The organism is Bacillus pumilus (assembly GCF_038738535.1).
GTDB lineage: Bacteria > Bacillota > Bacilli > Bacillales > Bacillaceae > Bacillus.
The window spans coordinates 228765-245394 of sequence record NZ_CP046128.1; the positions used below are offsets into that span (position 1 = coordinate 228765).

12 protein-coding genes are annotated in these 16630 nt (G+C 44.1%); 6 read left to right on the plus strand and 6 right to left on the minus strand.

The features are described 5' to 3' along the window. Positions 1–7: 7 nt before the first annotated feature. On the minus strand, positions 8–1090 hold the full coding sequence (locus tag GKC25_RS01300; RefSeq protein WP_340974432.1) for an iron-containing alcohol dehydrogenase family protein: 1083 nt from the start codon (positions 1088–1090) through the stop codon (positions 8–10). A 199-nt stretch (positions 1091–1289) separates the two neighbouring features. Between GKC25_RS01300 and GKC25_RS01305 the strand changes: the two genes are divergently transcribed. Together GKC25_RS01305 and GKC25_RS01310 are read left to right on the plus strand one after the other, a co-directional pair. Further along, positions 1290–2258, plus strand: a complete 969-nt coding sequence (locus tag GKC25_RS01305; RefSeq protein ID WP_106038484.1) for a rhodanese-related sulfurtransferase — start codon at positions 1290–1292, stop codon at positions 2256–2258. Positions 2259–2601: 343 nt separating this feature from the next. After that, positions 2602–4221 carry an APC family permease gene (locus GKC25_RS01310; protein ID WP_034664347.1) on the plus strand — a complete coding sequence of 540 codons (1620 nt, stop codon included), beginning with the start codon at positions 2602–2604 and terminating at the stop codon, positions 4219–4221. Positions 4222–4255: 34 nt separating this feature from the next. Here GKC25_RS01310 and GKC25_RS01315 read toward each other — a convergent pair whose 3' ends face one another. Beyond that, the gene (locus GKC25_RS01315) at positions 4256–4456 is read right to left on the minus strand and encodes a hypothetical protein (RefSeq protein ID WP_034664345.1); all 201 of its coding nucleotides are present in this window, start codon (positions 4454–4456) and stop codon (positions 4256–4258) included. Between the two features lie 185 nt (positions 4457–4641). Here GKC25_RS01315 and licT point away from each other — a divergent pair, with 185 nt between their 5' ends. The 4 genes from licT (at position 4642) to arr (ending at position 9900) form a co-directional block, all read left to right on the plus strand. Beyond that, complete coding sequence (licT, locus tag GKC25_RS01320) at positions 4642–5478, plus strand: BglG family transcription antiterminator LicT (RefSeq protein WP_034664343.1); 837 nt, start codon at positions 4642–4644, stop codon at positions 5476–5478. 235 nt (positions 5479–5713) lie between these two features. Further along, positions 5714–7573, plus strand: a complete 1860-nt coding sequence (locus tag GKC25_RS01325; protein ID WP_034664341.1) for a beta-glucoside-specific PTS transporter subunit IIABC — start codon at positions 5714–5716, stop codon at positions 7571–7573. Positions 7574–7592: 19 nt separating this feature from the next. Continuing rightward, positions 7593–9014 carry a glycoside hydrolase family 1 protein gene (locus GKC25_RS01330; protein WP_187704304.1) on the plus strand — a complete coding sequence of 474 codons (1422 nt, stop codon included), beginning with the start codon at positions 7593–7595 and terminating at the stop codon, positions 9012–9014. A 469-nt stretch (positions 9015–9483) separates the two neighbouring features. Next, a complete protein-coding gene (gene arr, locus GKC25_RS01335) occupies positions 9484–9900 on the plus strand; it encodes an NAD(+)--rifampin ADP-ribosyltransferase (protein WP_034664337.1) in 417 nt (138 codons plus the stop codon). Positions 9901–9960: 60 nt separating this feature from the next. On the opposite strand, the gene GKC25_RS01340 is transcribed toward arr, so the two are convergent. From GKC25_RS01340 to GKC25_RS01355, 4 genes are read right to left on the minus strand one after another with little or no spacing between them, the layout of a single operon-like run. Continuing rightward, complete coding sequence (locus GKC25_RS01340; protein ID WP_034664334.1) at positions 9961–11880, minus strand: BglG family transcription antiterminator; 1920 nt, start codon at positions 11878–11880, stop codon at positions 9961–9963. Further along, positions 11877–12761, minus strand: coding sequence for an ROK family protein (locus tag GKC25_RS01345; RefSeq protein WP_034664331.1), 885 nt, complete (start codon positions 12759–12761; stop codon positions 11877–11879). The genes GKC25_RS01340 and GKC25_RS01345 overlap by 4 nt, the downstream gene beginning before the upstream one ends. Before the next feature lie 57 nt (positions 12762–12818). Continuing rightward, positions 12819–15482 carry a mannosylglycerate hydrolase gene (gene mngB, locus GKC25_RS01350; protein ID WP_342689412.1) on the minus strand — a complete coding sequence of 888 codons (2664 nt, stop codon included), beginning with the start codon at positions 15480–15482 and terminating at the stop codon, positions 12819–12821. Positions 15483–15510: 28 nt separating this feature from the next. Then, positions 15511–16629: a PTS fructose transporter subunit IIC gene (locus GKC25_RS01355; RefSeq protein ID WP_034664325.1), complete on the minus strand. Its 1119-nt coding sequence runs from the start codon at positions 16627–16629 to the stop codon at positions 15511–15513. Between the last annotated feature and the right edge of the window lies 1 nt (position 16630).

Here is a 16630-nt window from a genome sequence, read left to right on the forward strand (position 1 = left end):
TTTTTATTTAACGGTTTTTCGAGGCTGATACGTTTTCAATGACTTGAATGGCGTCGGCAATTTGCTCTTTGGAATAGTCTCCAATCAAGCAAAAAGTTTCGTCTGCACGTGCAGCATGGCTTGCCACTGTTTTTGCGGCTTCTTCCAGCTGAGCTGTGATGCCAAGCTCACGCATATTTTTAGGTAATCCGAGTGTTTCATAAAGCTCAAGTAATTCTTCTACTTCGCTCATTCGATTTTCTGCGGCAAGCTGAACAAGAATGCCATAGGCCACTTTTTGACCATGTAATACGTGATGCGTTTCTTCAATAAATGTCAATCCGTTATGGATAGCGTGCGCTCCTGCCATTCTGCCGTAGCGTCCCCCGTACCCGCCGACCGTGCCGGCTAATGTAATAATGGTATCCGTTACATCTGCAAATGCTTGCGAGTGCTGCCCTGTTGTCAAGCTGTGGACGGCTTCTTCGCTATGGGAAAGAAGAATGTCTCTGACGTATACCGCCTGCTTTAGTGCAGCATGCACCATGAGCGGTAAGGAGTCTTTTGCATTTCGAATAATGGCTTCTGCTTCATACCATTTCGCCAGCGTATCTCCAATACCACTTTGAAGGTAGGAAAGAGGAGAAGAGAGCAAAAATGTATGATCAATTAAGGTGAGATAACTGGACCGTTTATGGTAATCGACTCTCATGAAATTCCCCTTGTCATCATAAATGACGCTAAGCGGTGTAGATGCAGCACATGTCCCTGGAATGGTTGGAACCATGATCACTTCAATTTGAAGAGCTTCTGCTACTGACTTAGCGGTGTCTAAAATCGTGCCGCCCCCGATCCCAATCATCACATCTGCCCCTTTCAGTTCTTCAGCAATTCGTGTGATCGCATTTGGTGAACTGTATCCTTTATGCTGAACAACAGGCCAATGAGGTGGAAGCTTTGTGTACGCTGAAAAAGCATGAAATGAATCATGTCCCGTCACGACAGCGGGCGACTGGAAGGAAGAAGAAACAAGTGAATCGAGTTCATGATAAATTCCTTTTTGTGAAATAAATTGGTTTGGGCCGCTTCTGACGATATCTTCTGGCTGGATCATTGCGTTCTGCTCCTTTACAACATCATATTTCATAAATCATCTCATTTTACAGAAAGTTCTGTCAAATAATCGATAATATGAGGAGAAAGACCCTTCCGTTTTATGGAATTGAGCCGCTGTCATTGCCTTTAGGTATGTATTTCCTGTATGATAAAGAACGGTATGTTCTCATTAAATTTAAGAGGTGTTTATATATATGGAAAAACAATATCGTGTCTTACTTTACTATCAATATGTCCCCATTGAGGACCCAGAGACGTTTACAGCAGAGCATCTAGCATTCTGTAAGGAGCTTGGTTTGTTAGGCCGTATCCTTGTGTCAGCAGAAGGCTTGAACGGAACTGTTTCTGGTACCATTGAGCAAACGGACAAGTACATGCAAGCGTTAAAAGAAGATCCGCGCTTTGCGTCTATGCCGATCAAAATTGACGAAGCAGATGGTCATGCGTTTAAAAAAATGCACGTCCGCCATCGGAATGAACTAGTGAATCTTAGCCTTGAAGATGACGTGAATCCGTTAGAATTAACAGGTAAACATCTCAGCCCGGTTGAATTTTACGAGCAAATGCAATCACCTGATACCGTTGTGATTGATGCACGTAATGATTACGAGTTTGATGTCGGCCACTTTAGAGGGGCAGTACGTCCTGATATCGAGACATTCCGCGAATTACCTGAGTGGATTCGTGACAATAAAGACATTCTTGAAGGGAAAAAAATCCTGACGTATTGCACAGGCGGCGTACGCTGTGAGAAATTCTCTGGCTGGTTAAAGCGTGAAGGCTTTGAAGATGTCTCTCAGCTTGACGGCGGAATAGTCACGTATGGAAAAGATCCAGAAGTTCAAGGGAAGCTTTGGGATGGTCAATGCTATGTGTTTGATACTCGCTTAACAGTGCCCGTGAATCAAACAGAGCATGTGGTTGTCGGAAAAGATTTCTTCACTGGTGAGCCTTGCGAGCGTTATGTGAACTGTGCAAACCCTGCATGTAACCGCAAAATGATTGCAACAGAAGAAAGCGAGCATAAGTATATGCGCAGCTGCAGCCATGAATGCCGTACAAGTGAACGTAACCTTTATGTGAAACAGCACAATCTGTCTGAAGAAGAAGTGCAAGAAAGACTAGCTGTGATTGAACAAGAACAAGCAATCTCACAAGGATAGAGGGAAACCCCCTTTATCCTTTTTTCTATACATGATAGGGCTCAGAAGAAAGAGGGATTCATTTCCTCTTTCTTTTTTGTTTTGTTTTTTTCAAAATAAGGGTAAAGGTAGTTATTCAGTCTAATAGATTGAAGCATTGAAAAAGCGCTTTCTTAAGAAATAAGCATGTTCGACTATTTCAGAAAATAGAGAATTGAGAGATAATAAAACAGGCGAAAAAATGAACAAGGGTAAAGATTTAGTTGAAGAAATATTTGTCAATTGAATGAAAAGTGAGTTGCAATGAAAGAAAGGTGCTTACTTGGGCACATGCTTTGTAATTTAATCGAAAGGTGTTATGAACATGAATCATTTACATCGTAGAATGGGAACTTTCGCTTTAATGATGGTAGGTCTTGGCTCAATCATTGGTTCAGGATGGCTTTTCGGTGCTTGGCGTGCCGCTCAAATTGCCGGCCCTGCTGCTATTTTGTCCTGGTTGATTGGGATGGTCGTGATTTTATTTATCGCTTTGTCTTATAGTGAACTCGGATCGATGTTTCCAGAGGCAGGCGGAATGGTGAAATATACGCAATATTCACACGGCTCTTTTATCGGGTTTATTGCTGCTTGGGCAAACTGGATCGCTATTGTCTCCGTCATTCCGGTTGAGGCGGTGGCTTCTGTCCAGTATATGAGTTCATGGCCTTGGGAATGGGCAAAGTGGACAAGCCATTTGGTCACAAAAGGGGTGTTGACGACAGAAGGGCTCATGGTCGCCAGTGTGCTTCTTGTGATTTACTTTCTGCTCAATTATTGGACAGTAGGGTTATTTTCAAAAGCCAATACATTCATTACCGTGTTTAAAATTGTCATTCCAGGATTAACAATTGGTGCGCTCTTATTCGTAGGTTTTCATAGTGAGAATTTTACTTCTGGAACAAGTATTGCCCCTAACGGCTGGGCGAGTGTGCTGACAGCTGTTGCGACATCAGGAATTGTGTTTGCCTTCAATGGCTTCCAAAGCCCGATTAATATGGCGGGTGAGGCGAAAAATCCAGGCCGATCAATTCCGATTGCTATTGTTGGATCCATTTTGATTGCGACTGTGATTTATGTTCTTTTACAAATCGCCTTTATCGGTGCTGTCGATCCGTCCATGATTGTGAATGGATGGGGACATTTGAATTTTAACTCGCCATTTGCTGACCTTGCCATTGCGCTTGGGATTAACTGGCTGGTTCTGATTTTATATGCAGATGCGTTTGTATCACCTTCTGGTACAGGCATTACGTATACGGCGACGACATCCCGTATGATTTATGGAATGGAAAAAAACAAATACATGCCAAGTGTACTTGGTCGTCTGCACCCTATTTATGGCGTGCCTCGTCCAGCGATGTTTTTTAACTTAGCCGTATCGTTTATCTTTCTGTTTTTGTTTAGAGGCTGGGGTGTACTTGCGGAAATCATTTCTGTTGCGACACTTATTTCTTATTTGACAGGCCCAGTGACTGTCATGACACTGAGAAAGACAGGGACAGATTTATATCGTCCCCTTCGAATAAAAGGACTCAGCATTATTGCTCCTCTCGGTTTTGTCTTTGCGTCATTGACGCTGTATTGGGCGAGATGGCCGTTAACAGGTCAAGTGCTATTCATTATTCTCATCGGTCTTCCGATCTATTTTTACTATCAAGCAAAAGCGAAGTGGAAAGGCTTCGGCCGCAACTTCAAGGCGGGTGCTTGGATGGTCGTGTACTTACTTGTGATGATGACGATTTCCTGCCTTGGCAGTGACAAATTCGGCGGCTATAACGTCATTCATTATGGCTGGGACATGGCTCTTATTACAGTGGTTGCTCTGCTATTTTATATGTGGGCACTCAAAAGTGGATTTGAAACAGAATTTCTAGAGGATGCGAAAAAAATCAATGATGAGCTGCGTACTTCTACGCAAGAAGCCGCATCATCCAAAGAATAAAGGAACGGCTGCCTGAATATTACGGGCAGCCGTTTTATTTTGATAAATGATGCATCACGTGCTGCCTTAGCCAAGTGGTGACACCGCGCAAAACGGCTGCTGTGACAAATGAGATGAGCACATACTTCCAAAGCTGATTCATGCCTTGTCCACTAAGCAAAAACACGATTCCTAGAAAGACGAGTGTGAATAGAAGCACGAATAAAAATGATGCAGACCAGAAAAAAGCCTTCACTGAAGGTCACCTCCTCGGAGTATTGTATGCAGGCAATTGAAGGATCAGACCAGCTATGACGGGGGAGAATTATGGTGAAATCTATTGCAAAAGTCAGATAAAAACACCAAGTGATTTGACAGTTATGTTAAGATGAGAGCATATTTTGAGAGAAGATTGTGGTTCATAGACGGAGGTGTTTGGGGTTGCAGATACAAAAAGTTCTAAACAATAATGTCATTAGTGTGATAGATGAACAAGGGAAAGAAATCGTCGTCATGGGGAGAGGTATCGCGTTCAAGCGGCGACCCGGGGACCCGGTAGACGAGTCGTTAATCGATAAAGTCTTTCGACTAGAGGATCATTCCGTTCATGAGCGGATGAAAATGCTGCTTCTGGAGGTTCCGTATGATGTGGTCAAGGTAACCGAAGAAATGATTCAATATGCACATACAAAGCTGAACCGAAGATTAAACGAAAGTCTGCATGTATCGCTCGCAGACCATATTCATTACGCCATCGAACGATTGAAGAAAAATCACCTCATTGAGAATTCGCTCATTTGGGAGATTAAACGCTTATACAAAGATGAATTTCTTGTGGCAAAGGACTGTCTTGAGATGATTGAAGAGCGTCTTCATATTGAACTGCCTGAGGATGAAGCAGGCTTTATTGCGATGCATATCATTAATGCAGAGCTCAATGAGGACATGAATACAACGGTCAATATCACAAAAGAAGTAAACGCCATTCTCACCATTGTGAAATATCATCTCAATATGGAATTTGATGAAGATTCGCTCAACTTTTATCGTTTTCTCACGCATTTACGCTTTTTCGTCCAGCGTCTGATGAACGAAACAATGCTTGTCAGCGAAGATCATGACTTGTATCAGCTAATCAAGGTAAAATATCCGAAGGCATACGAATGTGCAAAGAAAATCGCAGAATATGTCTATCAAACCTATCACCGAGATCTCACATCAGAGGAGATGCTGTATCTATCCATTCATTTGAATCGATTGATCAAACGAGAAAAATAAAGGTAGATTTTAAAAGAAAGCGTTGACATGAGAAAAGCTGAGTGGTACTATTTGCTCATAAACATAAAAGAATACGGTTTCACAATGATCGTCTTAGAGGATTGTGACTGTTCGGCAGGCAAAACCTAAACGTTCACTGAAAAAGCGCAATGGCAAGTTGCGACTATTTTTGGTGCCCGTTTAGGTTTTTATTTTGCCTAAAAACGTATTTTTTTGAAAAAAAGGGGGTTTTTGTATGAGTTATCGTCAATTAGCAGAAGACATTATCAAACACATTGGCACAGAGAAAAACGTTCATTCACTGGTCCATTGCGCTACAAGACTTCGCTTCACATTACATGACCGATCAAAAGCAGACAAAGCAGCCATTGAAAAATTAAATGGTGTTGTAACCGTCATGGAAAGCGGCGGCCAATTTCAAGTAGTCATTGGCAATACAGTACCAGAGGTTTATCGAGAAATTGGGGAGTTTACGAATCTATTAGAGGATTCCACTTCTTCATCTGCAAAATCAGGTGGAGAGAGTACAAGCCTTTTCGGAAAATTCGTCGACATTGTCTCTGGTATTTTCACACCACTTCTCGGTGTCATGGCGGGTGCTGGTATTTTAAAAGGTCTATTAGGTATCTGTATCAATGCGAAATGGTTATCACCTGAAGATACGTCGTACCAAATTTTATTTGCTGCGTCTGACAGCTTGTTCTACTTCCTGCCACTACTGCTCGCATTTACTTCTGCTAGGAAGTTTAAAGCGAATCCGTTTGTCGCTGTGACGATTGCTGGTGCACTCATTTACCCAACCATTCAAGAGTTGTCAAAAGGCGGCGGAGATGTGACCTTCTTCGGGATTCCGGTCGTCTTAATGTCTTATACATCGACGGTTATTCCAATCATTTTGGCAGTGTTTGTCATGGGATATATCGAACGTTTCTTTAACAAAGTCATTCATGAAAGTGTCAAAAACTTTATTACACCACTGATTTTACTTGTCACGGTTGTTCCGCTGACACTCATTGTATTCGGCCCATTTGGTGTGTATGCAGGGAACGGCATTGCAGCTGTCTTGCTGAAAATATTCTCCTTTAGTCCTACACTTGCAGGTGCTTTAATTGCGATGGCATGGCAGGTTCTCGTGATCTTCGGTATCCACTGGGGTCTAGTGCCAGTGATTTTAAATAATATCGCCGTCCATGGAAAAGATCATATCAAGCCGGCTACTGCGCCAGCTGTATTCTCACAAGCCGGTGCCTCAATCGGTGTTATGCTGAAAACAAAGAATAAAAAACTGAAATCATTGGCTGGATCGACAGCGGTTTCTGCCGTGTTTGGGATTACAGAGCCAGCTGTATACGGGGTCACGCTTCGTTTGAAAAAACCATTTATTGCAGCCGTTATCTCTGCCGGTGTCGGCGGTGCGATCATCGGTTATTCACAAAGTATTGCGATTGCGTCAGGGCTTCCAAGTTTACTGACACTTCCGATTTTCTACGGACAAGGCTTTACAGGGTTCATCATCGGAATCTCGGTCTCGTTTGTTCTATCCATCGTCTTGACTTATTTGATTGGATTTAAGGATCCAGTAGATGAAGATGACACGCCAGCACCGATTTCCGCACCAACAATGGAAAACGAACATGGGGTCAAAGCAGCTCATGTGAAGAGTCCTTTAAAAGGCGAGGTGATCAAGCTGGAGGAAGTGCAGGATAAGGCATTCTCATCTGGTGCACTAGGAAAGGGTGCAGCCATCATTCCATCAGAAGGCAAGCTGTTTGCACCAGTATCAGGAGTCGTGACAACGGTGTTCCCAACAGGCCATGCGTACGGCCTCACCTCTGAAAGCGGAGCAGAAGTGCTCATTCACATTGGACTGGATACCGTCCAATTAGGCGGTCAGCATTTTGCCCCGAAGGTCGTACAGGGGCAAACCATCACAGAAGGTGAACTGCTTGCAGAATTTGATATTGAAGCCATCCAAGCTTTCGGCCTTTCCGTCACAACACCAGTGATTATTACCAATTCAGGTGAGTTTAGCGATATCATAGAAACAGAAGTAAGACAAATCACACCAGGACAATCATTTTTACATCTCGTTTAATCAAGAGGAGGAAGAAATTATGAGATATTCAACACTAGCACCATTTCCAAAGGACTTTTTCTGGGGCGGATCTACTTCCGCCTATCAAGTAGAAGGTGCGTGGAACGAGGATGGCAAGGGGCCTTCTGTCATTGATATGAGAGCAAGTTACCCTGAAGGGACAACGGATTTTAAAGTCGCAAGCGATCACTATCACCGCTATAAAGAGGATGTGAAGATGTTTGCAGAAATGGGTTTAAAGGCTTATCGCTTCTCTATTGCATGGACACGGATCATTCCAGATGGAGATGGGGAGATCAACCAAAAGGGGATTGAATTCTATCATTCTCTCATCGATGAATTGCGCCGCTATGATATTGAACCAATCGTGACAATGTATCATTTTGATCTGCCTCATGCGCTTCAAGTAAAAGGCGGTTGGTCAAATCGTGCGACAGTAGATGCGTTTGAACGTTATGCAGAGGTTCTCTTTAAGGAATATGGCCATAAGGTAAACTATTGGCTGACCATTAATGAACAAAACATGATGATCTTACATGGATCGGCGCTCGGTACACTTGATCCAAATTTAGAAAATCCAAAAAAAGAACTGTATCAGCAGAACCACCATATGCTCGTAGCTCAGGCGAAAGCCATGACGCTTTGTCATCGTTTGCTGCCTGAAGCGAAAATTGGACCAGCACCAAATATTGCGCTCATTTATCCGGCATCTCCAAAGCCTGAGGATGTGCTTGCTGCGGCGAATTACAATGCGATCCGCAACTGGCTTTATCTTGATATGGCAGTCTTCGGCCGTTATAACAACCTTGCTTGGGCTTATATGAAAGAAAAAGACATTCTTCCTGTTATTGAAGAGGGAGATATGGATATTTTGAAAAGTGCGAAGCCAGACTTCATTGCCTTTAACTACTACACTTCGCAAACAGTTGAAGCGAGTAAAGGAGATGGCAACGATGAATTTGCACGCGGCGGAGATCAGCATTTAAAATCTGGTGAAGATGGCGTATACAAAGGCGGCAACAACCCGTTCTTAAGTAAAAATGCGTTTGGCTGGGAGATTGACCCTGTCGGCTTCCGTTCAACGATGCGCGAGATTTATGACCGCTATCAGCTGCCGCTTATTATTACAGAAAACGGATTGGGTGCTTTCGACAAGTTAGAAGAAGATGGTTCGATTCAGGATGATTATCGAATTGACTATTTAGAAAAGCATATCGAACAAATCAAATGGGCGATCACAGACGGCGTCGAGGTCTTCGGATACTGCCCGTGGTCCGCCATCGACTTAATCAGCACACACCAAGGATGCTCCAAGCGCTACGGGTTCATCTACGTCAACCGCGACGAATTTGACCTAAAAGACCTCAAACGAATTCGTAAAAAGAGCTCTTATTGGTACGAAATCTTGATTCAGCAAAATGGAGAGAACATCGGGAAGTAACAGATAAAAAAGCCAATCACCTTATGCGGGTGGCTGGCTTTTTTTTTCGTTCACTCTATTGGCAACGTCATATTGTTCGAGTTGTTTTAAAATGATAGTCTAATTATATATTGTAAAATTTGGTTTAATATCCATTATAAGAGAGGGTCTGTTTATATGATGACGATTCTTTTTCTGTTTTTCTTATTGTTTTTCATTTTTTATGCTTTGAATTATATAGGTCAGAAATTAATTGCGAAGGAATACCCAATGAACCATGGTGTGATTGTGACTCTATCAGCTGTGGAAGGTATTCTTGTTTTTGTACTTGTTGGTGTTAATGAGAAGTTTCCATTTTTTTAGATCCAATCACATCTTGCTCTCTACTATTATTATACCGCGAATACAATCTCATTTACAGACTGTTTTCCGCCCAGATCAGGCCGTATACTGTTATACGCAAGTCAAAAACGATAAGGGGTGCGGCTGTATGAATGACAATGAGCAGGTTTTAGATCCTGGCCCATTTTTTCATGGGACGAAAGCAGAATTGAAGATTGGAGATCTGCTTGAACCGCTGTATTTATCCAATTTTCAGGATAAAAAATCAAACCATATCTATTTCACTGGAACATTAAATGCGGCCAAATGGGGTGCTGAGTTAGCAAGGTCAGATGCGAAAGAGAGAATATATCTTGTAGAACCGTTAGGCGAGTTTGAAAATGATCCGAATTTGACTGACAAAAAATTTCCCGGCAATCCAACACGTTCTTATCGATCGAAATCCCCTTTGAAAATAGTCGCAGAATTAGGTTCATGGGAAAGACATTCTGATGAAGAAATTGAACATATGCTGAGCTCTTTGAAGAAATTAAGTGAAGAAGGAAAAAATGTCATATACGATTGATGATCCATATTCTAAATAACACGAAGGCCGCCTCATTAACTGGGCGGCCTTTGTTCTATCTTATTGAAACAACGCATCCATCAACTCAACAAATGTGTTTGCTTGCTTCAAGGAGTGAATGCGGTTTGGATTGTCCAGTAAATCGACGGCTTGTTCAAAGAATTGATTCATGCAGGCTGCGTCATCCTTATGAATGGCTAATAAAAAGACAAGTGATACTTCATCTCCCTGCCAGTCAATTGGCTGTTTTAAGTGTGCGATGGCTACGCAGGAGGTGCCTTCATTTGTGATGAGCGGGTGTGGCATAGCCATTCCTCTGCCAAGATAGGTAGACGACATTTGCTCCCGCTCAAGCACCGAGGACCGAAAAGAAGGCGATACTAGCTGATGCTCCTCTAGACGGCTGCATAGTGTGTCTAATACCTCGTCCTTGCTGGATAGGTCAGCATTTAATAAGGTCAATCGTTCTTGAAAAAATGCCATCAGCTCTTTAGAGGGAGTCCCATGTCCATTTAATAAATGAATGATCTCATTTACCCGCTGTACATCATGATGTTCAAAAAAAGCGCTGACCTGAATCACGGGTTTTCCCTTTGATGCGAGTGGGACGGTTGTAATGATGACATCACAGGGCAGGGTGGTACTCATTAGATAATCCTGATAGGAATACAGCTCGACGATTTCCAGTTCGTGCTGAAAGGCTGCCTTCAATTTAATTTCAAGCAGTCTTGCCGTCCCTAGTCCAGACCCGCACACGATAATGGCTTTCTTTTTTTGCGAGGTATCGAGCTGACTTCTTTCAAATGAAGCAGCGATATGCAGGGCAACATATGCCGCCTCGTCTTCATTTGGCGTCCGTACCAGCTGTAAGGCATTCAGTCCGCTGACAGCCAAATCAAACGGGTAAGGATAGGACGCTTTGATCTCATGCAAAAGCGGATTTTGTAAGGATACGCCATATTGGATTCGATTTAATAATGGCTTCATATGAAGCATCAAGTCTTGCTGCAGGATGTTGTCATCTGCAAAGCGGTGGCCGCTTGTTTTCTCAATGTGCTGTAGAAAGACCGCAACCGCCTGCTGAACTTCCACTGTCGTCTGGTGCTGGGCGGCTTCTTTCCACGTTTGATTCGCCAATAGATGCATCACTAAGTAATCTGTTTCATCCTCTGATAAGATGACGTGAAAGGTGTCACTTACCTGCTGTATGATCTTTTGGGCAATTCTCATTAAGACTTGCGATTTTTGTGTACGAGTGGTGCTGGCGGATATCCGCTGGTTTTTTCGTGTCTGCTGAATCGCAATCGCTAAGTGAATGACTAAGTTTTTTAAGGCAATGTCTTTAATGAGCAATGACTCTTGATGCAGGTTCGTCAGGACAATAGATCGAATGGTTTCAAGAGAAATATCAGGAAAATGGAGCTGCTCCCGCTCGGTGATATGAGAAAGTGCAGGCTCTTCCTCAAGGAGTAAGTCTGCATAGCATGTTCTTTTTTGCAACTCGTCTCCCTCAATTTTTAAGCCAAACCCAGGTTTTGACACAAGGGTCATGCCGTATCGGGCTAACAGCTCTCGTCCTTTTTTTAAATCACTGCTGACTGTCATGCGGCTGATAAACAGTTCTTCAGCCAGCTGGTCAATTTTTAAGTAATCCGGTTGAAGCAATAGCTTTCTCATCATAAATCGTACACGCTCTTCTGGCATGACGGGGACGAGAGAGCGGGCAGGAAGCTTCTGCTGATGAAGCCAAAGCAGAAAGGCGTCTTGATCACTCGTTAATAGGGTGTATCCCTTTCCGCGGATCGTTTTAATCTTGGCTCCAGCTTCCTTTAATTGCTCATTTGCTTCTTTGATTAAATTGCGGATGGAGCGGTCAGATAAGCGAAAAGAGGCAGTGAGCTCCTCCAGCTTCACGAACCCCTTCGTTTCAAATAGCCGCTGAATCAGCTGATAGGTTCGAGGATCTGCCGTCATCATCATTGCGCGGCTCCTTGCGCCTGTAAGGCATCAGTACCAAGAGCGATTGCGCCCATTAAACCAGATAATCCATCAAAGGATGGCTTGGTGATAATTTCATTTAAAGGCTTTGGCAGCTGCAAATACCCGTGAAGCCGCTTTTCTGTTTCATCAAGAATGAGCGGCAGCATAGCGGGCTGTTTCATCACACCTCCGCCGAGAATGATGCGCTCTGGTGAAAGAGTGAGTAATAAATTGGCGGTCATCTGCCCGAGATAGTAGGCATGAAGTGACCAGGCAGGATGCTCCTCTGGCAGCATTTGCGCCAGTGTATGATAGCGTCCTTCTATGGCAGGTCCAGATGCCAGTCCCTCTAAACAGTCGTGATGTATTGGGCAGCAGCCTCCGTAGGAATCATGAGGATGCCGCTGAACGGTGATATGACCCATTTCTGGATGCAATAATCCGTGAATGAGGCGGTGTTCAATATAGGCACCGCCGCCTATTCCTGTTCCAACTGTGATGTAAACCAAAGAAGCAGGCTTTCGTGCTTCGACCGAAAAGCGGGCTTCTCCGAGTGCTGCACAGTTCACATCGGTATCGAGCTTCATCGGGAGCCCAAGGGCTTGTTTTAAGGTTGAGAGGAAAGGGAATTGGCGCCAGGCTGTTTTTGGTGTATCTAAAATCGTCCCATAGCTTGGGCTTTGTTCTTTTACATCGACAGGCCCGAATGCCCCAATGCCAATGGCATCGACAGGATGCTTTGTAAAGTAATCGATCACTTGCCGGCATGTTTCAATTGGGTTTCCTGTTGCAAAGGAAGTCATGTGTTCAATCGTTCCGTCTGTTGTTCCGTAGCCGCAGACAAATTTTGTTCCGCCTGCTTCAATGCCTCCAATTCGCATGATCAATGCCCTCCATTAAAGAGGGGCGGAATCCAAATGGACCCCGCCCCTACATGTTCATTTTTTCTTTACAATGTAGGTTTGTACCTGACAAGGTGTGAGCGGTTCAATGTGTAATGATCCATGTTGTGCTTTGAGTATATGTCCTTCAGGTGTTTCGCCTAAATTCGCTGTTTCTCCGTGTTGTAGAGATGAACTATTGATTGAAGCGGCTGTTTGACGCGTTAAATATGGATTGAAGAGACGGATGACAATGCCTGTTCCATGCTCTTCTTTTTTTAGAGCGCTTAGAATGGCTCCGTCTGTCTCAATGTCAAGCAGGCTATAAGTAGATTGTAAGTCTTCTTTTTCATCTCGGAAAGAGAAAATTAAACGACCGTTTAAAAAGTCTGCCCGTTCGTAGCATTGAACTGGGGTGGTATACCGCTTAGCAAGCTGCGCTAAGTGCCCCTCGCTGACAGCGTCCTTACTATAGTGCATGCCAAATGAGAACGACAGTGCACCTTGCAGCTGAGCGTCAGGTGTCTCAACAATTTTTTCCCCAGATGCGCGGCCTGGACGGTAAAGAAGATTTTCTTTCCCCATTTTTCCGAAACAGCGGAAGAGCGTATACGCAATCGTTGTGTAGCCTTCTCCTGTGATCTGATATTCTCTCACACAGTCGGTCAATAGAGCGACACCATATGCTTCATCACGAAGTGCAGTAAAGGATTGCATCGGTTCAATGGTGATCGGTTTTTCTTCCCAATGCTCATTGCTCCACCATTCAAGCTCTTGTGTGAGCTCTGTTGGGCGTTCGATGGTTCCAAACTGCTGATCGCTCAGTGATACCTTTGATGCGATGCCTGTATCAAAGAGGACACGCAGACGATGGTCTAACGCATGATTGTCGACATCGACATGAAAACGGATGACAGGCTCATCTTTGTTTAATGCCACCTTCGCTGTGATCGGGAGTGAAGTCGTGACCGATTGCTGAGAGCGCTCTTCTAAGTCATATGGGACAGTGAGAGTAAGCTGGATGGTGAGCTCTTCCTGCAGGCCGCTTTTAGACACTGTGATGTCTGCTGAAGAAAGATCCTTGGATGACACATACAGATCTTCGCGCGGCGGGGAATAGTTGTAGGAATCTCCATCGTCTCCATTGTCTTCAAAGATCATTTGCTCAGAGAATGTCAGGCCTGTTTGTTTATCTGTGATGTCCAGCGATCCGTTGTCATTTGCCGCTATGCGGTAATACGTATTTTCAATCGCGCGTCCTTCTGTTTGTTCCCATACAGATTCGCTCGATTCATCGAAAACCATGCTGACTTGTGTATAACCAACGGACGGTAAGCTGGCGGCTTCAATCAGCAGAATGGCTTTCCATACTTGTTTTGGCATGTACACATCTTTACTTGGGTTAAGAGAAATTTGCTGTGCCAGCACATAATCTGTGACATCGGTTTTGCTTTTCACTGTGTAGTGAAGCGTTCTTCCGTTTGCATCCTTTAGTGTAAATGGACGTTCCGTGATAAAGGTTTCAACCTCAATGACTTCAGAACGCTTTGAAGGCAGTGTATTAAATAACGTGAATGTGATTTCTTGCTCAGTTTGCAGTCGAATAGCAATGAGACGCATGTGTAAGTCCACAAGATTCTCGGCGATTTCCTTTGCCTGCTTGTAGCGGAAGAAGACATCTTGATTCGTCGTGTCGCTATTGCAGCCGCCAATGCTGTCATGCGCTGCATTTTCAAACATGAGGTACCAAATATCACGAACCGTATCATGCGGATAGTCGTGTCCGAGTGAATAGCTAATCGTTAGGATAGGCTCCATCACATTGACGAGATAGTTTTCAATTTGATTGTTTAAGATTTTTAAATCAGCTCGTGTTGAAAAAATAGATTTGTGAATCCGCATATGCTTCGCATGAATGAGCTCTCCTTCTAATGTCTCAAAAGACGTCCGCTCTTTTTTTACTGCTGCAATGTAATCTTCTAAACTGCTGATTTGATAGTGGTGCTCGTCAAGTTCATTGGCTTTTTCTAATAAGTCAGGCAGGTTTTTGCGGATCGGTGCCTGGTCAAAGCCATTTGGGAAATAGACATTCTTTGTGGTTGCTTTTGCTTGCAGTGCACCAATTTTTTCAGATAAAAAGGCTTGTAAATCCTCATCCTTCTCAGGAATATTTCCACCGTAGTAGTAGCCAAATGGCAGGTTCACCGCAAAGACTTCACTGCCGTCAGCACCTTGCCAATTGAATTCAGTGTGATTCGTCATATGGTCTGAAACGCCGCGCCAAAAAGCCGTATCCACAATGCCGAATCCACGGTAAATTTGAGGCATTTGCGCGGATTGACCGAAGGAATCAGGGACATAGCCGACTTTCATCACATGACCGAACTGCTGACAGCGTTCAATCCCATATTGCAGGTTCCGTACAATCGATTCACCTGAAATGACGAGCTGGTCGGTTTGGGTATACCATGGGCCGATGATGAGACGTTTGGCTGTGACGAGCTTTTTGATTCTATTCTCATCCTCAGGGCGCCATTTCAGGTAATCATCCAATAAGGATGCCTGTGCATCGAGCATGAAGTAATGGAACCTTTCATCTGTTTCAAGGGTGTCTAAAATGTCCATTACGCTTTTCATTAAGTAGATACGGGATCGGGAGGTGGTGAAATACCATTCCCGGTCCCAGTGAGTATGTGGAATCACATGTACATTGACAGTCATTGATCAACGACACCTTTCTATGTTCAAATTATCCTTCTAGCACAAGGTCAAAATCGTCTTCTTCTTTCTGCTTCTGGTCATGTTCTGGCGTTTTTGGCTCTTTTTTCTCAGAGAAATTCACAAGCAGGTTGGCGCCAATACCGATGACGAGTGCGCCAGTGAGGGCTCCGATTAAATAAGCCCACCAGTTTCCGACTGAGAAGAAGCCGTATAGCCCGCCAATTGGCGGCATGATGTCATGAACACCTAATAATGCAGCGACCCCGCTTCCAGCAGCACACGCGACAACATTGAGCGGAATCAATTTCAAAGGATTGACAAGGGTAAAAGGAATCGCCCCTTCCGTAATACCGATAATGCCCATCACAAGCCCGCCTCGTCCGGCTTCTCTAAAGGTTGGAGAGAAGTTGCGTTTTCGAATCAATGTCGCAAGCCCGTATCCAAGCGGCGGAATGACAATCGCAATATTGACGAGGATGGCAGGGAGGTAGACGCCTGATAGGAAGAGTGCGTTACCTGCCATCCAAGCGGATTTATTCACCGGTCCGCCAAGGTCGAAGCCAATCATCGCGCCTAGAATCAGAGCGAGTGCAAGTGTGCTTGTGCCGTCAGCGACCATACCTTTAATCCATTCAATTAATGCCGTGTTCAAAGCGCCTAATGGTCCGCCCAGCAGAACGGACATGAGAAGCCCGGTTAAGCCAACGGTTATAAGCGGTAAGATGAGCAGAGGAACGAGTCCGGCCGCGGAGCCTTGAATTTGAATTTTTCGTTTTACAAAAAGAGCGACATATCCTGCGAAGAAGCCTGCAATGACGGCACCGATAAATCCAGCATTCGTTGAGCTGGCAAGGGCACCACCGATGAAGCCGGCCGCAAGACCTGATTTATCCGCAATCGAATAGGCGATAAATCCAGCGAGCAGGACGTTCATTAAGCCAATGCCTGTCCAGCCAACCTGCTCCATTAAATAGGCGCCGTGTAAAATGCCGCCAGCATCCTTATAGGCGTTTAAATCTGAAACACCAAATCCTAATCCGACTAGTTTTGCTAAACCAACGATAAGGGAGGCACCGATGATCACAGGAAGAATATAAGAAATACCGGTCATGAGATGGCCTTCAATGACTTTTAATTTTGCTTTCATT